The 19,331-nt window shown below is 59.2% G+C and carries 19 protein-coding genes and 1 other RNA gene; 8 read left to right on the top strand and 12 right to left on the bottom strand.

Features of this window, described 5'->3' with window-relative positions; translation table 11 throughout:
• Positions 1–6: 6 nt before the first annotated feature.
• From carA to FHJ80_RS14130, 3 genes are all read right to left on the bottom strand, one after another.
• Positions 7–1,152 (bottom strand): glutamine-hydrolyzing carbamoyl-phosphate synthase small subunit, encoded by a 1,146-nt coding sequence (gene carA, locus FHJ80_RS14140; protein ID WP_176558251.1) that lies wholly within the window; start codon positions 1,150–1,152, stop codon positions 7–9.
• A 416-nt stretch (positions 1,153–1,568) separates the two neighbouring features.
• Complete coding sequence (dapB, locus tag FHJ80_RS14135; RefSeq protein ID WP_139527962.1) at positions 1,569–2,375, bottom strand: 4-hydroxy-tetrahydrodipicolinate reductase; 807 nt, start codon at positions 2,373–2,375, stop codon at positions 1,569–1,571.
• 112 nt (positions 2,376–2,487) lie between these two features.
• Positions 2,488–2,769 (bottom strand): DUF2218 domain-containing protein, encoded by a 282-nt coding sequence (locus FHJ80_RS14130; protein ID WP_139527961.1) that lies wholly within the window; start codon positions 2,767–2,769, stop codon positions 2,488–2,490.
• Between the two features lie 252 nt (positions 2,770–3,021).
• On the opposite strand from FHJ80_RS14130, the gene FHJ80_RS14125 reads away from it, so the two are divergent.
• The 3 genes from FHJ80_RS14125 to FHJ80_RS14115 are packed head-to-tail and all read left to right on the top strand — an operon-like array spanning position 3,022 to position 5,949.
• Entirely contained in the window at positions 3,022–4,149 is a 1,128-nt protein-coding gene (locus FHJ80_RS14125) for an ABC transporter substrate-binding protein (RefSeq protein ID WP_139527960.1), read from the top strand.
• Positions 4,139–5,206: an iron ABC transporter permease gene (locus FHJ80_RS14120; RefSeq protein ID WP_139527959.1), complete on the top strand. Its 1,068-nt coding sequence runs from the start codon at positions 4,139–4,141 to the stop codon at positions 5,204–5,206. The genes FHJ80_RS14125 and FHJ80_RS14120 overlap by 11 nt, the downstream gene beginning before the upstream one ends.
• Positions 5,200–5,949 carry an ABC transporter ATP-binding protein gene (locus FHJ80_RS14115; RefSeq protein ID WP_139527958.1) on the top strand — a complete coding sequence of 250 codons (750 nt, stop codon included), beginning with the start codon at positions 5,200–5,202 and terminating at the stop codon, positions 5,947–5,949. Before FHJ80_RS14120 ends, FHJ80_RS14115 begins: the two co-directional genes overlap by 7 nt.
• On the opposite strand, the gene FHJ80_RS14110 is transcribed toward FHJ80_RS14115, so the two are convergent.
• From FHJ80_RS14110 to grpE, 4 genes are all read right to left on the bottom strand, one after another.
• Entirely contained in the window at positions 5,927–6,829 is a 903-nt protein-coding gene (locus FHJ80_RS14110) for a DMT family transporter (protein ID WP_139527957.1), read from the bottom strand. The genes FHJ80_RS14115 and FHJ80_RS14110 overlap by 23 nt on opposite strands.
• 217 nt (positions 6,830–7,046) lie before the next feature.
• Positions 7,047–8,201 carry a molecular chaperone DnaJ gene (dnaJ, locus tag FHJ80_RS14105; RefSeq protein ID WP_139527956.1) on the bottom strand — a complete coding sequence of 385 codons (1,155 nt, stop codon included), beginning with the start codon at positions 8,199–8,201 and terminating at the stop codon, positions 7,047–7,049.
• Between the two features lie 109 nt (positions 8,202–8,310).
• Complete coding sequence (gene dnaK / locus FHJ80_RS14100; protein WP_139527955.1) at positions 8,311–10,242, bottom strand: molecular chaperone DnaK; 1,932 nt, start codon at positions 10,240–10,242, stop codon at positions 8,311–8,313.
• Positions 10,243–10,394: 152 nt separating this feature from the next.
• Positions 10,395–11,024: a nucleotide exchange factor GrpE gene (gene grpE / locus FHJ80_RS14095; protein ID WP_139527954.1), complete on the bottom strand. Its 630-nt coding sequence runs from the start codon at positions 11,022–11,024 to the stop codon at positions 10,395–10,397.
• 199 nt (positions 11,025–11,223) lie between these two features.
• On the opposite strand from grpE, the gene recN reads away from it, so the two are divergent.
• Positions 11,224–12,897: a DNA repair protein RecN gene (recN, locus tag FHJ80_RS14090; protein WP_139527953.1), complete on the top strand. Its 1,674-nt coding sequence runs from the start codon at positions 11,224–11,226 to the stop codon at positions 12,895–12,897.
• 130 nt (positions 12,898–13,027) lie between these two features.
• Here recN and fur read toward each other — a convergent pair whose 3' ends face one another.
• Positions 13,028–13,480 carry a ferric iron uptake transcriptional regulator gene (gene fur, locus FHJ80_RS14085; RefSeq protein ID WP_016915905.1) on the bottom strand — a complete coding sequence of 151 codons (453 nt, stop codon included), beginning with the start codon at positions 13,478–13,480 and terminating at the stop codon, positions 13,028–13,030.
• A gap of 72 nt (positions 13,481–13,552) precedes the next feature.
• Between fur and bamE the strand changes: the two genes are divergently transcribed.
• Positions 13,553–14,017 (top strand): outer membrane protein assembly factor BamE, encoded by a 465-nt coding sequence (bamE, locus tag FHJ80_RS14080; protein WP_139527952.1) that lies wholly within the window; start codon positions 13,553–13,555, stop codon positions 14,015–14,017.
• Between the two features lie 7 nt (positions 14,018–14,024).
• On the opposite strand, the gene FHJ80_RS14075 is transcribed toward bamE, so the two are convergent.
• A complete protein-coding gene (locus tag FHJ80_RS14075; RefSeq protein ID WP_139527951.1) occupies positions 14,025–14,336 on the bottom strand; it encodes an RnfH family protein in 312 nt (103 codons plus the stop codon).
• A complete protein-coding gene (locus tag FHJ80_RS14070) occupies positions 14,326–14,760 on the bottom strand; it encodes a type II toxin-antitoxin system RatA family toxin (protein ID WP_139527950.1) in 435 nt (144 codons plus the stop codon). The genes FHJ80_RS14075 and FHJ80_RS14070 overlap by 11 nt, the downstream gene beginning before the upstream one ends.
• A 125-nt stretch (positions 14,761–14,885) precedes the next feature.
• Between FHJ80_RS14070 and smpB the strand changes: the two genes are divergently transcribed.
• Both smpB and ssrA read left to right on the top strand, forming a co-directional pair.
• Positions 14,886–15,377, top strand: a complete 492-nt coding sequence (gene smpB / locus FHJ80_RS14065; RefSeq protein ID WP_139527949.1) for an SsrA-binding protein SmpB — start codon at positions 14,886–14,888, stop codon at positions 15,375–15,377.
• 44 nt (positions 15,378–15,421) lie between these two features.
• Positions 15,422–15,801, top strand: a transfer-messenger RNA (tmRNA) gene (gene ssrA, locus FHJ80_RS14060).
• A gap of 82 nt (positions 15,802–15,883) precedes the next feature.
• On the opposite strand, the gene FHJ80_RS14055 is transcribed toward ssrA, so the two are convergent.
• Positions 15,884–16,825 (bottom strand): sodium-dependent bicarbonate transport family permease, encoded by a 942-nt coding sequence (locus tag FHJ80_RS14055; RefSeq protein WP_139527948.1) that lies wholly within the window; start codon positions 16,823–16,825, stop codon positions 15,884–15,886.
• 316 nt (positions 16,826–17,141) lie between these two features.
• Between FHJ80_RS14055 and FHJ80_RS14050 the strand changes: the two genes are divergently transcribed.
• Positions 17,142–18,098: a calcium/sodium antiporter gene (locus FHJ80_RS14050; protein WP_139527947.1), complete on the top strand. Its 957-nt coding sequence runs from the start codon at positions 17,142–17,144 to the stop codon at positions 18,096–18,098.
• On the opposite strand, the gene FHJ80_RS14045 is transcribed toward FHJ80_RS14050, so the two are convergent.
• Positions 18,095–19,072: a TAXI family TRAP transporter solute-binding subunit gene (locus FHJ80_RS14045; RefSeq protein ID WP_139527946.1), complete on the bottom strand. Its 978-nt coding sequence runs from the start codon at positions 19,070–19,072 to the stop codon at positions 18,095–18,097. The two genes, FHJ80_RS14050 and FHJ80_RS14045, sit on opposite strands and share 4 nt — an antisense overlap.
• Positions 19,073–19,331: the final 259 nt, after the last annotated feature.

Here is a 19,331-nt window from a genome sequence, read left to right as displayed (position 1 = left end):
GCGAACCTAGCGGCGCGCCTGCATCATGGCGATGAAACGATCGAACAGCGGCGCTACGTCGCGCGGACCTGGGCTCGCTTCCGGGTGGCCCTGGAAGCTAAACGCCGGACGATCGGTACGCTCGATGCCCTGCAGAGTGCCGTCGAAAAGCGAGCGGTGCGTGGCGCGTACGTTGCTGGGTAGCGTTGCTTCATCGGCCGCGAAGCCGTGGTTCTGACTGGTGATCATCACCGTGCCGGTATCCAGGTCTTGTACCGGATGGTTGGCCCCGTGGTGACCGTGACCCATCTTGACGGTTTTGGCACCGGAGGCCAGCGCCAGCAGCTGGTGGCCCAAGCAAATGCCGAACACCGGCGTGTCGGTTTCCAGCACTTCCTGGATCGCTTTGATGGCGTAATCACAGGGCTCGGGGTCGCCGGGGCCGTTGGCCAGGAACACGCCGTCCGGGTTCATCGCCAGCACCTCTGCCGCCGGCGTTTGCGCCGGCACCACGGTCAAGCGGCAGCCCCGCGCCGCCAGCATGCGCAGGATGTTGAACTTCACGCCGTAATCGAACGCCACCACGTGGTAGGGGCGCTCGCCCTGGCTCGCATCCGCATAGCCTTCGCCCAAGGCCCACTCGCCTTCCGACCACTCGTAAGCCTCTTTGCAGGAGACTTCCTTGGCCAAATCCATACCCTTCAAGCCCGGAAATGCCTTCGCCGCGGCCAGCGCCCGCTCGACGGCATCGTCACTCTCTGCCTCGGCACCTGCCAGAATCGCGCCGTTTTGAGCCCCTTTGTCACGCAAAATACGCGTCAGGCGGCGGGTGTCGATATCGGCAATGCCCAGTACGTTTTGGCTTTTCAGGTAATCAGAGAGGGTTTGTTCGGAACGAAAGCTGCTGGCCAACAGGGGAAGATCGCGAATCACCAGCCCTGCTGCCGCAATGGAAGCCGATTCCACATCTTCGCTGTTGATGCCGGTATTGCCGATGTGGGGATAGGTCAGGGTAACGATTTGGCGGGTATAAGAGGGGTCGGTGAGGATTTCCTGGTAGCCGGTCATGGCTGTATTGAACACCACCTCACCGCTTGTGATTCCCTCCGCGCCAATGGCCGTGCCATGAAACACACTGCCATCTTCCAGGGCCAATATCGCGGGTTTGCTCAATGCGGGGTTATTCAAAACACGTTCTCCCATGCTGGTGGGAGCCTGTGGGCGCAGGCTCGGCGATCCGGTTGTCGGCGTTTGCGTGCAAACGTCGGGTCGTAAAAAAGCGGGACGAAGCCGACAATAAAAACATCGGTTTCATCCCGCTTGTTGTTCTCATCCATGCCACCGTAACGGTCGTGTCATGGTGCAGCAGTTCGCTGACTTTTTTCTCACACCTAACGGCCAGTGCAACAAGCGTGGTGCACTTTCCACTGACATTCTTTCCACTAACACTGACTGCCACAGGCATTCGCTGCAGGCGTTTTTTTCAGCGCCTCGACAGCCACTCGGCCAAAATTTTTGGAATTTTACAGGATTTACCGACCGCAGGCTAGCCCTTTATTTTCAGCGTGGCGTTACGTTCGTTTTGCCGATCAGTGAAGCGCCAAGACATCCTGCATGTCGTAGCGGCCGTGAGGCTGGCTGGCGACCCAACGTGCGGCGCGCACGGCGCCTTTGGCAAAGGTCATCCGGCTTGAGGCCTTGTGGGTGATTTCGATCCGCTCGCCTTCGGTGGCGAACATCACGGTATGCTCGCCGACGATATCGCCTGCACGCACGGTCGCAAAGCCGATCTCTTTATCGGTACGCGGGCCGCACTGCCCTACCCGCTCGAACACGCCGTGCTCCTTGAGCGTACGACCCAGACTGTCGGCGACCACTTCGCCCATTTTGATGGCCGTACCGGACGGCGCATCGACCTTATGGCGGTGGTGAGACTCGATCACTTCGATATCGTACCCTTCATCGCCCAGGGCCTTCGCCGCGGTTTCCAGCAGCTTCAGCGTCAGGTTCACGCCCACGCTCATATTGGGGGCGAACACCATGGCGACTTTATCGCGGTAGCTATCCAGCTCGGCCAGTTCGTCGTCGTTCATGCCGGTGGTGCCGATCACGATGCGCTTACCGTGCTTGGCGCAGAACGCCAGATTCGCCAACGTCACTTTCGGTGCGGTGAAGTCGATCAGCACGTCGAAATCATCGACGATGGACGCGAGCGAGTCGACCGCGATCACCCCCCGCTTACCGACGCCCGCCAGTTCGCCGATATCGGCGCCGGCCAGGGAGCTGCCCGGCTCCACGATACCACCTGCCAAGGAGGCATCGGCTTCTTGCTCGACGGCGTTGACTAACGTGCGGCCCATGCGGCCAGCGACGCCTACAATGGCAATTCGGGTCATGGAAACTCCTACAGATACGCTGTTGCAGCGGACTAGAAACGAAAAAGGTGGCCGCGATTATAGCAGACCACCCTGGCCGATGCGGCGCTAACGCCGACACCCAGCGATCACTTCAATTTTCCCAGACGATCTCTAGCGGTTCGTCTTTCGCCATTCGTACCAAATGGCTTTCGACCACGCCTTCGAGCTGGTCTAAGTGCTCCTCTTCGAGGGTTTCGATAGAGACCAGTAGTCGCTCTGGCTCCGCGTGCATCAGACAGGTACCGCTGGCGAACACGATTTTGGCGTCCTGCTCGGTATACTCGACCTCCAACTTATGCGCCCAGTGTTTGCATAAGCGGTTGATCAAGCGCGCACCAGAGGGGGTGGCAATCTCAGCTCGGGATAACGGCATGGGTTTACTCCATCTTCATAGTAGTAAGTACCCACTAGCGTAATCCTCGCTGTGAAAAGAACCAAGCAACGAATGAGAATTCCTTGCAACGGCCTGTTGCCATCATGCTAATGCTTGGCACTTACCTCGACACCTTTTCTGCTTTGAGGGATAATGCCGGACATGAGAATAGCAATTAACATCAACATCTATGTTTGATTAAACACTCATCGTTAGCGTAGACGCTAAAGAACTCAGGTACTCAATGCCACTATGCTGTTACGCCTATCTCTTCCTTTTATAGGTGCGCTGACGTCTTTCGTTTGCGCGTCGGCCATCGCGGCCCCCATTACGGTTACCGATATTGCTGGCCGACAGATCACTCTAGACGCCCCTGCCGAACGCGTCATCCTAGGTGAAGGCAGACAAATCTACCTGCTCGGCATGCTCGAACCCGATGCACCACTAGCCCACGTGGTGGGCTGGCGAGAAGACTTTTCACAAGCAGATCCTGACAACTACCAACGCTACTTAGAGCGCTTCCCCGAGATGGCGTCGATTCCCACCTTTGGGGGCTTCAAAGATGGTACCTTCGATGTCGAACAAGCAGCGTCACTGAATCCCGACCTGATCCTGATGAACATCGAGGCGAAAGCAGCCACCGAGGATGCCGCCTACGATGACAAGCTCGCGGAACTGGATATTCCCATCGTGTACGTGGACTTCCGCGAAGACCCCATCGAGAACACCATTCCATCGATGCGCCTGATCGGCCAGCTGATGAACGACGAGGCCGCTGCCGAGGAGTTCATCACCTTTGCTGAAGCGCAGCTCGCCCGGGTAACGGATGTCATCGAGCAAGCCGACCCCGAACGGCCACGCGTCTTCGTCGACCGTGCAGGCGGCTATTCGGATGAGTGCTGCATGAGCTTCGGCCCTGCCAACTTTGGCGAATACGTGACGTTGGCAGGCGGCATCAATATTGCCGATGGCATCATCCCCGCCAGCTTTGGCAACCTCAACCCCGAGCAAATCATCGCCGCCAACCCGCAGCACGTGGTGGTCACGGGCGGCAGTTGGGATGCCTACGTGCCTGGCGGAGACTGGGTCGGTGTCGGTCCCGGAGCCGACCAGGCGCAGGCCCGGGAAAAACTGCAAGCGCTAACGACCCGCACCGCCATGACCGGCATCGAGGCCGTCGAGACGGGGAATGTGCACGCGATTTGGCACCAGTTCTATAACAGTCCCTACTACTTCGTTGCCGTACAGCAGCTGGCCAAGTGGTTCCATCCCGAGCTGTTTGAAGATTTAGACCCCGAAGCTACCTTGGAAGAGCTTCACGACCGGTTTCTGCCGATCGACTATCAGCCCGGCTACTGGATAACGCTTCATGATGAGTAATGCCAACGTCGCCCACCCAACCGCCGGACGCACGTTCTATCGCGCACAAGTGTGGCGTCGGCAGCTAATTCTGGTGGGCCTGACCCTCGCGCTACTGCTCAGTCTCTGCGTGGATTTAGCGCTCGGCCCCGCCCGCTTCAGCTTGGCAGAGGTGGTGGCTGCGCTGGTGACACCGGATGTCGTCAGCCAGCAGGCGCGGGTCATTTTGTGGGATATTCGTATGCCGGTCGCGCTCATGGCCATCGTCGTGGGGGCTAGCCTCTCGGTGGCGGGCGCGCAGATGCAGACCATCCTCAGCAACCCGCTCGCCAGCCCGTTCACGCTGGGGATATCCGCGGGCGCCAGCTTCGGTGCTGCCCTTGGCTTGGCCTTTGGTGTGGCCATCATCCCCACCGCCATCGAATATGTAGTGCCCATCAACGCGTTTCTGATGGCCATGTTCACCGCGTTTTTGATTCACGCGCTGAGCCTCAAGCGCGGCGTCACCGTGGAAACCATCGTGCTACTCGGCATCGCGATGGTGTTCATCTTCAACTCGCTGATGGCGCTGATTCAGTTCTTTGCCAGCCAAGAGGCCGTGGCGGCCGTCGTGTTCTGGACGATGGGCAGCCTTACCAAAGCCACTTGGCCAAAGTTTTGGATCGCACTCGGCGTGCTCGCCCTGGTAATGCCGCTTTTGGCACGCCACGGTTGGGCGCTCACCGCCATGCGCCTGGGGGATGCCAAAGCGGAGAGCATGGGCGTCAACCCTCGCGCGCTGCGCCTAGAGGTATTGGTGCTCGTGTCGCTGCTGGCCGCCATCGCCGTTGCCTTCGTCGGTACGATTGGCTTCATTGGCCTGGTGGGTCCGCACATTGCTCGTATGCTGCTAGGCGAAGATCAGCGCTTCTTCCTGCCCGGCTCGGCGCTGTGCGGTGCACTGATTCTCTCGGTGGGGTCGGTGCTGTCCAAGATCATCATTCCCGGCACCATCATTCCCATCGGCATCATCACGTCGCTCGTGGGCATTCCCTTCTTCCTTTTCCTCGTGCTCAATCACAAGAAGGCCGCATGGTAACGCTACAGCTCAAGAACGTGTGCGCCCGCTATGGGCGCAAAACCATCGTTCACGACATCACCACGCCCTGCTTTCAAGGCGGGCAAGTCGTGGCGCTGCTTGGCCCCAACGCGGCAGGCAAATCGACGCTGTTCCGTCGTATTCTGGGATTGCTGAAAGGCGGGGGCGACGTGCTCATTTCGAATACCACCGCCGAGCGTCCCGTGGCCTACATGCCCCAGGACACCGGTGCCAAAGCCGTCTTATCGGTGTATGAGTCCGTGCTGCTGGCCCGCATGCAAGGGCGCAGCCTGACGGTACAAGCCGACGACCTTGCCCAAGTGGACAAAGCGCTTGCCGAGCTGAACATTAGCGCGCTGGCCGAGCGTGACATCGGCGATTTGAGCGGCGGCCAGCGCCAGCTAGTGAGCGCTGCCCAGGCACTGGTGCAGGAGCCTGACATCCTCATGCTGGACGAGCCCACGTCCGCGCTCGATCTCAACCGACAAATTAGCCTGTTGAGCGTACTGAGACGCCTAGCCGACGAGCGGCAAATGCTGATTCTGGTCGCTCTACACGACATTGGCCACGCCCTGCGCTTTACCGATCACGCCATGGTGCTGGAACAGGGTCGACTGATCGCCTGCGGCGCCACGGAGGACGTCATCACCCCGGAGCTACTGCGCGGCGTTTACCGCGTGAACGCTCGCATCGAGGCCTGCTCGAAGGGGCGGCCTCAGCTTATCGTCGAAGAGGCCATTTAAGGCGCTTACCCTCCAGCGCCGCCAATACGACACCGGCCAGCATCAAAGGCAGCGCCAAGAAGAAGTGGTACGAGGCCGGAATATCGAATAACCACCAATCTGCCAACACCGGCCAGAGCAAGGCGAGGTATTCGAACGGCGCTAACCGCGACGCCTCGGCATAGCGAAATGCCAGCGTCATCGCGATATGCGCCGCCCCGCCCAACAGCCCCGCCAGCACGAGCAGGCTCAACACCTCTGGGCGTAACGCTGACCAGCCTAGCGGCAGCGTCGCCAGCCCCGCCAGGGCCGACACCAAAATGAAGTAGAACGCGATGGCGCCCGGCGTTTCCGTGCGCGAAATGCGCCGCACGGTGAGTAACGCCCCCGCCGTCAGCACCGCGCTCAGCACCGCCAATAGATAGCCCACCAGCTGGCCCGATTGGGAAGCACCGCCCACATTCGGCAACACCAGCACGGCCATCCCCCCCATCGCCAGCCCCATCGCGAGCGCACGCACCCACGTAAAGCGCTCGCCCAACAGCAATACACCGCCTAACGCCATGAAAATAGGCGTCAACTGCGCCAGCAGCGTGGTCTCTGCTACCGGCAACACCGCCACAGCGGCAAACGAGGCAAACATCGCCGCCGCGCCCAATCCTGAACGCAAGGCATGCCCCAACGGTCGCCGGGTCGCCAACCCCTGAGGAAACTCCCGGCGTAAGGCCAGAAACACCACAATCGGCAACAGCGCAAACAGCGAACGGAAAAACACCGACTGCCCCACCGGCACCTCATCGCTCACGGCTTTGATACACACCAGCATGCCCGTAAACAGCACCCCCGACAGCACACGCAGCCAAATCCCCAAATAAGGGCGGTCAACAGCATCCAAAGGCATTAGGTGGTTTCCTTCATTCGTCAGCGTCCAGAGGTTAATAAGCGGATGCTGTTATTGTGACGTAAGTCGCCTTGGCTTGTCTCACTCAAGCCCCACGTAGCATCGTCTGCCAGACCCACAGACCTTGGCGCGGCGGATGGGTCTTCAATGGCATATACATATAAAAAAGCCCCAGCACCGGGGTGCTGGGGCTGTTACTTCAGAGCGCTCTGGGCTCTTACGGCTTCATCTCTTCAAAGAACTTCTTCACGCTGTCGAAGAAACCGGTCTTCTTCGGTGAGTGGCTGTGGCTGTTGCTGCCATCGAAGCTCTCTTGCAGCTGGCGAAGCAGGTCTTTCTGCTCGTCGTTGAGGTTGACGGGCGTTTCCAGCACCACTTTGCACAGCAGGTCGCCGGGGGCGCCGCCGCGAACGGGCTTCACGCCTTTGCCGCGCAGGCGGAAGAGTTTGCCGGTTTGGGTTTCCGGCGGAATCTTCAGCTTCACGCGACCATCTAGCGTGGGCACTTCCAACTCGCCACCGAGGGCTGCATCGACGAAATTGATCGGCACGTCGCACTGCAGGTGCTTACCGTCACGCTTGAAGATGTGGTGCGGTTTGATGGAAACCTGAACGTACAGATCGCCCGCCGGGCCACCGTTCACGCCGCTCTCGCCTTCGCCGTTGAGACGAATACGGTCGCCGGTATCCACACCCGGCGGAATCTTCACCGAGAGGGTGCGGGTTTCACGCACGCGGCCTTCGCCGTTACATTTGTGGCACGGCACCTTGATGTGCTGGCCACTGCCGTGACAAGTCGGGCAGGTTTGCTGAACTGCAAAGAAGCCCTGCTGCATGCGTACTTGGCCGTGACCATGGCAGGTCGGGCAGGTCTCTTTGGTGGAGCCCGGCTCGGCGCCGCCACCGTCGCAGCGGTCACACTCAATATGACGCGGGACGCGAATATCCACCGTGGTGCCTGCCACCGCACTCTCTAGATCCAGCTCTAGGTTGTAGCGCAGGTCGGAACCCCGTGCAGGTGCGTTGGGCCCACGACGACGACCACCGCCGCCACCGAAGATATCGCCAAACACATCGCCGAAGATATCGCTGAAATCGCCAGCGCCGCCGCCACCGAAGCCACCGCCGCCAAAGCCGCCGCCCTGGCCATCCACACCGGCATGGCCGAACTGGTCGTAGGCCGCGCGCTTCTCGCCATCGCTCAGAACTTCGTAAGCTTCCGACACTTCGCGGAATTTTTCCGCTGCGGAGGTATCGTCCGGGTTTCGATCAGGGTGGAATTTTTGCGCCAGACGGCGATAGGCCTTTTTGATCTCTTTCTGATCGGCCCCTTTTTCGACACCCAGGACTTCGTAATAATCGCGTTTGGACATGGGTCCTACGCCTCCTGGTTAGCTACGCACTATAGGCGTCTCGGCCGCGGAAACAGCAACGCGGGAGTTGCCTCCCGCGTCACCGCTTTCCTTGGCAGAAAGAGGTGGGTTACTGCTTCTTCTTGTCGTCGTTGACTTCTTCGTACTCGGCGTCAACCACGTCATCGTCCTGCTTGGTGTTGGCTTCTTCAGCACCTTCACCACCCGCCTGGGCCGCTTCTGCCTGTTCGGCGTACATCTTTTGCGCCAGCTGGCCGGAGACTTCGGTCAGCGCATCCAGTTTCTTCTGGATGTCGTCCTGGTCATCGGTTTTCACCGCTTCTTCCAGTTCGGCGATAGCGTTTTCGATGGCCTGTTTCTCGTCATCGGTGGCCTTATCGCCCGCTTCTTGAACGGTCTTACGGGTGGCGTGAATCATGCCGTCCGCTTGGTTACGCAGCTGTACCAGCGCTTCGAACTTCTTGTCTTCGTCCGCGTGAGCTTCAGCGTCGCGTACCATTTGCTCGATCTCATCATCGGAGAGACCGCTAGACGCCTTGATGACGATGGACTGCTCTTTGCCGGTCGCCTTGTCTTTGGCAGACACGTTCAGAATACCGTTGGCATCGAGGTCGAACGCCACTTCGATCTGCGGCACACCGCGCGGTGCCGGCGGAATGTCGGCGAGGTCGAAGCGACCCAACGACTTGTTCTGCGACACTTGCTTACGCTCACCCTGGACGACGTGAATGGTCACGGCGGTCTGGTTGTCATCCGCGGTGGAGAAGGTTTGAGTCTTCTTGGTCGGGATGGTGGTGTTCTTGTCGATCAGCGGCGTCATCACGCCACCCAGGGTTTCGATACCCAGGGTCAGCGGGGTCACGTCGAGCAGCAGTACGTCTTTAACGTCGCCACCCAGAACACCGCCCTGAATCGCAGCACCCACGGCCACTGCTTCGTCCGGGTTCACGTCTTTACGCGCTTCTTTACCGAAGAAGTCTGCCGCTTTCTTCTGAACCATCGGCATACGGGTCTGACCGCCGACCAGAATCACTTCGTCGATTTCAGACGCGGACAAGCCTGCATCTTTCAGCGCCATCTTGCACGGCTCGAGCGAACGCTGAACCAGGTCTTCGACCAGCGACTCCAGCTTGGCACGGGTCACCTTCACGTTGAGGTGTTTCGGGCCAGTGTTGTCGGCGGTGATGTACGGCAGGTTTACGTCGGTCTGCTGCGCGCTGGAAAGCTCGATCTTGGCTTTCTCGGCGGCTTCTTTCAGACGCTGCATGGCCAGATTGTCACCAGACAAATCGATACCGCTGTCCGACTTGAACTGATCGACCAGATAGTTGATCAGCGCGAGGTCGAAATCTTCACCACCCAGGAAGGTGTCACCGTTGGTTGCCAATACTTCGAACTGCGTTTCGCCATCCACGTCGGCCACTTCGATGATGGAGATATCGAAGGTACCGCCACCCAGGTCGTATACCGCGATGGTTTTATCACCACGGGCTTTGTCCATGCCGTAGGCAAGCGCTGCGGCGGTCGGCTCGTTGATGATGCGCTTGACGTCCAGACCGGCAATGCGGCCCGCATCTTTAGTAGCCTGACGCTGGCTGTCGTTGAAGTAGGCCGGTACGGTGATGACCGCTTCGGTGACCGCTTCGCCGAGATAGTCTTCGGCGGTCTTCTTCATTTTCTTCAGCACTTCCGCGCTTACCTGCGGCGGTGCCATTTTTTTGCCTTTCACTTCTACCCACGCATCGCCGTTATCGGCTTCAGCGATTTTGTAGGGCACCATCTTGATGTCTTTTTGAACGACGTCGTCTTTGAAGCGACGGCCGATCAGACGCTTGATGGCGTAAAGAGTGTTTTCCGGGTTGGTTACGGCCTGGCGCTTGGCGGCCTGGCCTACCAGGGTTTCGCCGTCGTCGGTGTAGGCAATGATGGAAGGCGTGGTACGACCGCCTTCGGCGTTTTCAATGACTTTAGCGCTGTCACCATCGAGCACGGCCACACAAGAGTTAGTGGTGCCCAGGTCGATACCAATAATGCGTCCCATAGCAAAAACCTCGAATTCGGTTGAAACAAAACTGATGTTTTACGCCGCTGTTACTTACTTGGCGTCTGCGGGTTTTCCCGCGGGTTGCCCTTTATTTGGGGGCCGCTTGCCGCATTTCAAGGGCTTTTTTTGCGGCAATGCGTCAACGCGGCTTAATTCGCTTTTTGGCTGACCACGACCATGGCAGGACGCACAAGGCGGCCGTTCAACAGATAGCCTTTCTGCATCACATCCATCACGGTGTTGGGGTCGAGCTCTGGGTTCGGCACCATCGCCATGGCTTCATGCACCTGTGGATCGAAGGGCTCGCCCTGAGGCTCGATGCTTTCGACGCCAAACTTGCTCAGCACGTCGAGCTGCATCTTGAGGGTCATGGAGACACCTTCGCGATGCGCCTCGGACGCATCGTCCTGCATGCTTTCCAGCGCTTTCTCCAAGCTATCCACCACGGGCAGCAGCTCTTTGACGAACTTCTCCAGGGCAAACTTGCGCGCCTTTTCGGCTTCTTGCTCCGCCCGGCGGCGAACGTTCTGAGCTTCGGCAGCAGCCCGCAGCGCTTGGTCTTTGGCCTCCGCCAGGCTCTGCTCGAGCTCTTCTACCTGAGCGGCCAGCACGTCGGCTTCGGGGCTGCCAGCGCTATCTTCCAGCGGTGCATCGTCATCGATCAGCCCTTCCAGTTCGCCTTCCACCAACCGCTCTTCGGCAGATTGGTCGGTGACCTCTGCTTCCTGCTCTTGGCGTGCCAGCTCATCTTCCAACGGGGTTTGCGGTTCTTTTGCCATGCCTTGCTCCTGAAATAAGTAACGGTGCCGGTGGCGGCCACCTGAGGTAAGTAGCGGGTGTTAACCACGTATGCAGCCTATATGGGGGCCATCAAAGCCATCTCAAGAGGGGCATTGAAGTGAGTTATCGACTACTGTATAAAACAACAATTATTGGATAAGTATCCAGCTTCTGTGCCGCACCGCCTCAGGAGGCCTTATGCTTACGCAGCTAGCGATCCAAGACTATGCGATCGTTGATCGTCTCGAACTCGACCTCACCCGTGGCATGACCGCCATTACGGGGGAAACCGGGGCGGGTAAATCCATTCTGCTGGGTGCCCTGGGGCTCTGCCTGGGCGAGCGCGCCGATGCGGGTAGCGTGCGCCACGGCTGCGAGCGAACCGACCTCTCCGCCCGTTTCGACATCCAGCACCTGCCCGCAGCAGCCGAGTGGCTCGACGCCCGCGAGCTGCCTGCCGATGAGTGTCTCTTGCGTCGCGTGGTTACTGCCAACGGCCGCTCCAAGGCGTGGATCAATGGCCACCCAGCGACCATTGCCGATTTGAAATCTCTGGGTGAACAGCTGATTCAGATTCATGGCCAGCATGCCCACCAAGCCTTGATGCGGGAAGAGACGCACTTGGCGCTACTGGATGACTACGCCGGGCTTCGCGAACGCAGCCAGCAGCTCGCCGAGACGTTCCGCGAGTGGCGCAGTGCCCGCCGTCGGCTGAAAAAACTCAGTGAAGAGGGCAGCGAAGTCGAGGCCAAACGCCAACTGCTGCGCTATCAAGTCGAGGAGCTGGACCAGCTAGGCCTTGCCGAAGGCGAGCTGCAAACCTTGGAAGAGGAGCAGCACACCCTGGCCCACGCCGAAGAGACCCTACGTGAAACCCAGTTTGCCGCCGACTGCTGCGAAAGCGATGAAGGGGGCGCGCTGTCGCTTCTCAACCAAGCCTACGCCCACTTGAGCGCGCTGCCCGGCAGCGACAAAGGCACGCTGGCCAATACGCTCACCATGTTGAGCGATGCCCGAATTCAAGTCGAAGAAGCCGCTAGCGAGCTGCACCGATTGGCCAGCACCACCGAACTGGACCCAGAGCGACTGGCGTGGGTCGAGGAGCGCATGGGCGACGTACACCGCATTGCCCGTAAGCACCACGTCGCTCCCGAAGAGATTTGCGCGCTGCATGCCCAACTCAAACAAGAGGTGGCGCAGCTCGAAGCCAGCGACGACGATCTAGAAGCCCTCAGCAGTCAAGTGGCCGAGTACCGCGAGCGTTACCGCAGCGAGGCCAAGCAGCTCACCGAAGCACGTCAGAAGGCCGCCGTGCGTCTGGGCAAAGAGGTGCAGCAGCAGTTGGCCTTCTTGGCCATGGGCAAAGCACGTTTCGACGTGGACGTAACCCCGCGCGAAACGCCTTCCCCCGAGGGCTTGGACCATGTGCAATTCCTGATCAGCGCCAACCCGGGCCAACCCGCCCGGCCGCTCACCAAAGTCGCTTCCGGCGGCGAGCTGTCGCGCATCAGCCTGGCCATTCAGGTGGTGGCGGCGTCGCATTCGACGATTCCGAGCTTGGTCTTCGATGAAGTGGACGTGGGTATTTCTGGGGCAACGGCGGAAATCGTCGGCCAACTGCTACGTAAACTAGGCGAAAACGGCCAGGTGATGACCGTGACCCACCTGCCTCAAGTGGCCGCCCAGGCGCACCAGCACCTGCACATCGAAAAGCGCGCCAACCGAGACACCACACTCACCCACATGGCGCTGCTGGACGAACGCGGCCGCATCAGCGAGCTGGCGCGTATGCTGGGCGGCGTGACCCTGTCCGACCAAACCCTGGCCCATGCGCGGGAAATGCTCCACGCCAGCCAGCGCCCGCCGCACTGAACCTGACGGTTTTCTCTTCAACGACTCACCGAATACAAAACGCCCCCAGAGCACCAGTGAAACATCACGTGCACTCTGGGGGCATTTATTTCACGGCGCGAGACTTAGCAAACCCGCGCCTGATGAGCCACTATTTGCGATTCGTCGGGCCGCTATCTTGGCGTGTTACGTCAGACCCACGAGGGCGAACGTACAGCACCAACGCATGGTCCACGAGTTCGTAGCCGTGCTCTTCGGCGATCTCTTGCTGGCGACGCTCGATGATGTCATCGACGAATTCGATGATCTCACCGCTTTCCAGACACACCATATGGTCATGGTGGTCCTCTTGGGTCATCTCGAAAACCGCGTGACCACCGTCGAAATTGTGACGAATCACAAGGCCCGCCGACTCGAATTGAGTCAATACGCGGTAGACGGTCGCCAAGCCAACATCCTCGCCCGCATCGATCAGTGTTTTATACACTTCTTCTGCGCTAAGGTGGTGTTGGCCCGAAGCATTTTCGAGAATCTGCAGGATCTTGACGCGCGGCAGGGTCACTTTTAGCCCGGCTTTGCGTAGTTCATGGTTCTGATCGGCCATGGTTGCTCTTCGCAGTAACAGGTTAGGTCGGGTATCATCGACCGAAACCACGATAGTGAAGAACAGGCTCAAATGCAAAAATTGACTCGTATCATTACCCTTTCCGTTGCCCTGACCGTCGTTAGTGGCTGCAGCTACGTTGGCGTTTACAAGCGCGACATTCCTCAGGGCAACCTGGTTACTCAAGAGATGGTCAGCCAGCTTCAACCAGGCATGACCCAAGAGCAGGTGACCTATGTCATGGGACGTCCGCTGCTGGAAGCGCCCTTCAATTCTCGCGAGTGGGACTACGTGTATCGCATCGATAAAGCGTACGAAGGCGTGGAACAGCGCCGCGTGACGCTGACGTTCGATAATGCAGGCCGCTTGATGAACATCGAACGAGACGGTGATTTTTCGCGCGACCTGCCGATCAGCACCGACCGGGGTATGGGCCCCGCCGTTGAAGGCGCTGACCCGTTGGATGCGCTGCCCATCCAACGCACGCCCACACCGGAGACGGCCCCCGAACCGCAGCCGATCATTACCGGCGAGTGAGGCAGGACTATTGTCCTTTGGCCTGACGTTTGGCCCGCTCTAATCGGGCCGCTTTTGGATCGATCTGCAGTGGGCGGTAGACCTCGACACGATCGCCCTCGCGTAACGCCTCTTTCTCTGGGTGGCGAATCGCCTTACCAAAAATACCCAGCGGCGCCTGTGTAAAGGTATCGCTGGGCACTTCTTGGAACAGGCTAGGCAAATCGGCCAATGACACTGCTTGCCGTGCGGTGGTCCCTTCCGGCACCGTCAGCGCGACGATACGCTGCTTGTGCGGCAACGCGAAGGCAACTTCAACGTTTAGCTGTTTAACGGCCATACATCTCGTCAGCACGCTTGGTGAACGCGTCGACCAACTGCCCGGCAATTTGTTGGAATAGCTTGCCAAACGCCATACTGAGTAGCTTGTTGGCAAATACGAACTCCATCTCCAGACTCACCTTGCAGGCGTCCGCACCCATGGGCGTGAATAACCAGCGCCCTTTTAGCTGCTTGAACGGCCCTTTCACCAGCGACAGCTCGATCCGCTCGGGCGCATACAAGTCATTACGCGTGGTAATGGTTTGTTCCACGCCTGCGCGTCCTAGCGTCATTTCGCCAATCAGGTGATCGGCGTCGTGCTCGAGCAAACGCGCTCGACGGCACCCCGGCAGGAACTCGGGGTAGCGTTCGAAGTCATTGACCAAATCGAACATTTGCTGGGGGGTGTGCCGCACCAAGGCGGTACGATTGACGGTTGGCATTGACCTCTCCGCTGACTTCACAGTGCCCAGAGCGTATCATGGGAAACATTTTTTCAGACCTTGAATGGTATCACGCCTCCCCACATAACGAAGGGGTGCTACTGACAGATCAACGATGAGGTTCCATGGCCACGAAAAAAGGTAACAGCAAGGGCCCCAGCAGCAGTGTCATCGCCCAGAACAAGAAGGCACGGTTTGAGTACCATATCGACGAAACCTTCGAAGCGGGCTTGGCGCTGGCAGGCTGGGAAGTCAAAAGCCTGCGCGCGGGTAAAGCGCAGCTCACCGACACCTACATTTTGATTCGCAACGGCGAAGCCTTCCTGCTGGGAAGTCATATCATGCCGCTAAACACGGCCAGCACTCATGAAATCGCCGACCCCACTCGCACGCGCAAACTGCTGCTGCACCGTAAAGAGATTGCCAAGATTTTCTCGGTCACACAGGACAAAGGCCACACCTGCGTGCCGCTCAAGCTCTACTGGAAGCGTAACAAGGTGAAGTGCGAGCTAGCGCTGGTGACCGGTAAGAAAATCCACGACAAGCGAGCTACCGAGAAAGACCGCGACTGGAACCGCCAAAAAGGTCGGATTATGCGGGAACATAACAAGGCATAACTGGTCAATTCGTTGTGAGCACGTTAGACTACGGCTCTGACTTAGGGGGCGACATGGTTTCGACGCCGGTGACAAACCCTGCGGTGCATGCCGAGAGCGTGATGTATCTCGTAAATACCACATCACGAAAAATAGTCGCAAACGACGAAAACTACGCTCAAGGCGCGCTGGCAGCTTAAACCCTGCTAGCTTCTTGTCTGGCCCCAAGGTGATGTGCCTATTCATCACTGCGGGGATATGAGCTAAAGCTGATAGGACCGCGGTTGGCGGTGTCTTCTCGTCAACCGTTAAACTTTAGAAGGCTCGCGTGGCTGAATCCTGACCGTCGGAGTCAGTCGCGCTAAAGCAAATGACGGAATCTAAGCATGTAGAGCCAATGGGCGCGTGCTGGCGGACGCGGGTTCAATTCCCGCCGCCTCCACCAGACACCCCACAAAAAAAGCACCTTCGGGTGCTTTTTTTGTGGCTCATCGTCAAGTGACGACGAACACTTAGCATACGCTGGCTTACACCAGCAGCCAGTCGATCAGCTGGTGGTACAGCGGGATGCCGATCATGACGTTCAGCGGGAACGTCACCCCCAGGGATGCCAGCATCGCTAGGCCGATGTTGGCTTCCGGTATGGCCGCGCGCATGGCCGCAGGCGCGGCAATGTAGGAGGCACTGGCCGCGAGCGCTGCGAGAATCACCACCGAGCCCAGGGGTAGGCCCACCAGCGCGCCGACCAGTATCCCCAGCAGCGATAGGCAAAGCGGTGTCACGAGAGCGAAGGTGACGAGCCGCCAGTGGTGCCAAGGCATGGGGCGCAGCGTTTGCGCGGCGGTCAACCCCATTTCTAGTAGGAAGAGCGCCAGCACGCCTTTGAACGCCCCGGTAAAGAGCGCGGTGACTTCCGACCCTTGAACCGGCCCGTACAGCGCGCCAATGGCCACGCCACCGGCGAGGAGAATCACCCCTCGGTTGGTCAGCGTTTCATGCCACAGCTTGCTCGTGCTCTCTTTGACCGCCGCGCCCTGATGACGCCGAAACAGCGCGATGGCGATCATGATGGCCGGTAGCTCCATCGCCACCAAGTAGAGCGTGACTTCACTGCCCACCGCTAGCTGGCGCGCTTCGACGTAGGCAAGCGCCACGGCAAAGGTCCCCGCACTGACCGAGCCGTAGTGAGCGGCGATACTGGCACTATCGGCGGCGGAGAGGCGCACGAAACGGCGCAGCAGAGGCATCAGCATCAAAGGAATCAGCGCAGAGAGTAGCGCGACGCCCAGCAGCTCGGGCACTAGCCCCCAGTGCAAATTGCCGTAGAGCGCCATCCCGCCTTTCAAGCCAATCGTCAGCATCAACAACAGGCTTAGCGTATCGTAAGTGGCCTTGGGCACTTGCAGGTCCGATTTCACCGCCCCCGCCAGCAGTCCCAGTAAGAAAAACATCACCACGATATCTGGCATTTTTCATGCTCCGTCATAGGTAAAAGAGTCAGCTCACTGAGCTTCGGGCGAGGCGCGCTCTGGCGACTGTACCGCGCGCATCATACGCTGCTCACGCATAATTCCCACCCTCGCATGGTTTGCTCGGCGCTCACTGCGGTGTCACTCCCCGTCACGCACTATGCTATCGAGTTGATTGGCAACCGCCTACCGTGCCTGCTGCGTTTAATTCTTTTATGATGCGTTGCCCATGGGGGCTTGCAGGCCTAACGAACTGAGCTAATGTCATAAGCCTAAGCTTGGCAAACGACCAAGCGTATCAAAAGGAAGATGACACATGCTGTATGGGTTGAGCTTACTGGCCGGTATCGTGCTGCTGTTTGGCGGAGGAGAAGCATTGATACGCGGCGCCGTCGCCGGTGCCAAGCGTATGGGGGTATCGCCGTTGCTGACGGGGCTGGTGGTCGTGGGGTTCGGTACTTCGGCCCCGGAACTGGTGGTCTCGATCGATGCCGCGATACGCGAGCAGCCCGATATCGCCGTGGGCAATATCGTCGGCAGCAATATCGGCAATATTTTACTGATTTTAGGGCTATGTGCCGCCATTTGCCCCATGACGGTTCAACCTCTGGCGCTAAGGCGAGATGGCGTCGTGGTCGTCGGCGCCAGCGTGCTATTCATCGTACTTGCCTGGAGCGGTGAACTGGCCCGCTGGGAGGCTGCACTGCTGCTACTGGCCCTCGCCGCCTATTTGGTATGGGCTTACCGCACCGAGCGACAACAGCCGCTGCCCGAAGGCGAGATGCACGCCGCCGAAGCGGAGGAAGTCACGGCCATTCCTACGTCGACCGTCATGATCAGCGTCGCGCTGGTCGTGGGCCTTGGCATGTTGATTGGCGGTTCGCAGCTACTGCTCTATGGTGCGATTGGTCTCGCCCAGGCCATGGGCATTTCCGAGGCGGTCATCGGCTTGACCATCGTTGCGGTCGGCACGTCGCTGCCGGAGATGGCCGTCTCGGTGATTGCGGCCCTCCGCCGTCATGCCGATGTCGCCGTCGGGAATATCCTGGGCAGCAATATCTTCAACGTCCTGGGGATATTGGGGATCTCTGCCTGTTTGCAGCCACTGCCCATTGCCGAGCGAGTCAGCCAGTTCGATCAATGGGTCATGCTCGGCTCGGCCGCTCTTCTCCTGCTGTTTCTTTATACCGGCATGCGCCTGTCACGCTGGGAAGGCGCAGCGCTGCTGGGCGGCTATGCAGCCTATATTGCGCTGAGCTTTACGATTTTTTAACGCACATGGGCAGGCAGCTCCATACCCGCTTCTTCGTAGTAGCGTCGCGCGCCTGGGTGAAGCGGGGTCGTCAGGTGGGTGAGCAGATCCGGTGTGACGCTTCCCCACCAAGCGGACTGCTCTGCAAGCCAAGGCTGCTGCTCCCAGAAGAGCTTCGTGAGGCGGTAGGCCGTCTCTACATCCATCTGCTCGGTGGTGTAGGCAACTACCGGCATCGACGTCGTGTGCGTGGGCTGAGCGATGCCGGGGTAGGTGCCGCCGGGAATCACCTGAGGCACGGCGCCCGTCTGAGCGATTTGTTCAGCGGTAAAGCTCACCAGGGTAATGGGCACGAGCGAGGCCGTTTCGATGACATTCGGCGTGGGGTAGGAGCTAGCCGTGACGAACGCATCGATTCGACCTTCCCGAAGCGCTTCAGGGCCATTGGTGATCGACGCATCCGCTAGGCGCACGCTGTCTTCCAAACCGAACAACCGGAAGTAGCGTGCGGCTTCACCTGCGCTGAAGGTGCCCCGCCCGATCAGCACGTGTTTACCGCTCAGCGCATCGATCGAGGTCGTACCGTCATCGCCTGCCATCACGAAATGCATGGTCAACGATGGCACGGGAAACAGTCCGCGAATGGCACCGAACCGTTCGCGATCATGACTCGCAAAGACACCTTCGCCCGCCTGTGCTTGAGCGACGAGCGCAGGGGGCGCGGTAAACACATAGCGCTCCTGCCGATTCATCACTTCTTGAATGTTTTGTACCGAGCCCTGGCTCTCTTCATTGGTCAGCAAGAGCGTCTCGTCGCTTCCCTGTCGAATGGCCTGGGCAAGCTCGCTCCCCATTTGATGGTAGGCCGTCCCTGCGAGCGCCGACTTGTAAGTCATCCGTGTTTGCGCCTGGGCCACGGGCCCCAGGCTCGCCATCGTCAGCGCGAGCGCCAGTACACTACCAGTGCGAAAAAAAGAGCATATACGGGCACGCATTCAACGTCCTTTGCAATCATGGCCTTCTCGGCCTGATGGATCGACTCGTCACCCTTCGCGTGACACACAACACCGTTAGCATAGCGGCATATTCTCCCTTGCGTTAGTCGCCCTTAGCGCTAGATGGCGCTCGCCCAAATGGGCGTCTTTTGTGCGCTGTGCATCGGCTGTCATCAACTTGACATCAACGGTGGGATTACCCAGGCTAAATCACTTTTTCGATTGAACGTTCAAAAAAAATCTTGGCGATGGCTCAGTG

It is taken from the genome of Halomonas sp. BL6 (assembly GCF_006228115.1).
GTDB lineage: Bacteria > Pseudomonadota > Gammaproteobacteria > Pseudomonadales > Halomonadaceae > Vreelandella > Vreelandella piezotolerans.
This window is presented reverse-complemented; position numbering and strand designations above follow the sequence as displayed.

Excerpts from the sequence above, each read along its gene's own strand:
- FHJ80_RS14070 (WP_139527950.1), bottom strand. The coding sequence starts at position 14,760 with ATGCCAACCGTCAATCGTACCGCCTTGGTGCGGCACACCCCCCAGCAA.
- FHJ80_RS14125 (WP_139527960.1), top strand. The coding sequence starts at position 3,022 with ATGCTGTTACGCCTATCTCTTCCTTTTATAGGTGCGCTGACGTCTTTC.
- FHJ80_RS14055 (WP_139527948.1), bottom strand. The coding sequence starts at position 16,825 with ATGCCAGATATCGTGGTGATGTTTTTCTTACTGGGACTGCTGGCGGGG.
- fur (WP_016915905.1), bottom strand. The coding sequence starts at position 13,480 with ATGGCCGATCAGAACCATGAACTACGCAAAGCCGGGCTAAAAGTGACC.
- FHJ80_RS14110 (WP_139527957.1), bottom strand. The coding sequence starts at position 6,829 with ATGCCTTTGGATGCTGTTGACCGCCCTTATTTGGGGATTTGGCTGCGT.
- dnaK (WP_139527955.1), bottom strand. The coding sequence starts at position 10,242 with ATGGGACGCATTATTGGTATCGACCTGGGCACCACTAACTCTTGTGTG.
- FHJ80_RS14045 (WP_139527946.1), bottom strand. The coding sequence starts at position 19,072 with ATGCGTGCCCGTATATGCTCTTTTTTTCGCACTGGTAGTGTACTGGCG.
- dapB (WP_139527962.1), bottom strand. The coding sequence starts at position 2,375 with ATGACCCGAATTGCCATTGTAGGCGTCGCTGGCCGCATGGGCCGCACG.
- recN (WP_139527953.1), top strand. The coding sequence starts at position 11,224 with ATGCTTACGCAGCTAGCGATCCAAGACTATGCGATCGTTGATCGTCTC.
- FHJ80_RS14130 (WP_139527961.1), bottom strand. The coding sequence starts at position 2,769 with ATGCCGTTATCCCGAGCTGAGATTGCCACCCCCTCTGGTGCGCGCTTG.
- FHJ80_RS14115 (WP_139527958.1), top strand. The coding sequence starts at position 5,200 with ATGGTAACGCTACAGCTCAAGAACGTGTGCGCCCGCTATGGGCGCAAA.
- dnaJ (WP_139527956.1), bottom strand. The coding sequence starts at position 8,201 with ATGTCCAAACGCGATTATTACGAAGTCCTGGGTGTCGAAAAAGGGGCC.
- grpE (WP_139527954.1), bottom strand. The coding sequence starts at position 11,024 with ATGGCAAAAGAACCGCAAACCCCGTTGGAAGATGAGCTGGCACGCCAA.
- bamE (WP_139527952.1), top strand. The coding sequence starts at position 13,553 with ATGCAAAAATTGACTCGTATCATTACCCTTTCCGTTGCCCTGACCGTC.
- FHJ80_RS14120 (WP_139527959.1), top strand. The coding sequence starts at position 4,139 with ATGATGAGTAATGCCAACGTCGCCCACCCAACCGCCGGACGCACGTTC.
- smpB (WP_139527949.1), top strand. The coding sequence starts at position 14,886 with ATGGCCACGAAAAAAGGTAACAGCAAGGGCCCCAGCAGCAGTGTCATC.
- FHJ80_RS14075 (WP_139527951.1), bottom strand. The coding sequence starts at position 14,336 with ATGGCCGTTAAACAGCTAAACGTTGAAGTTGCCTTCGCGTTGCCGCAC.
- FHJ80_RS14050 (WP_139527947.1), top strand. The coding sequence starts at position 17,142 with ATGCTGTATGGGTTGAGCTTACTGGCCGGTATCGTGCTGCTGTTTGGC.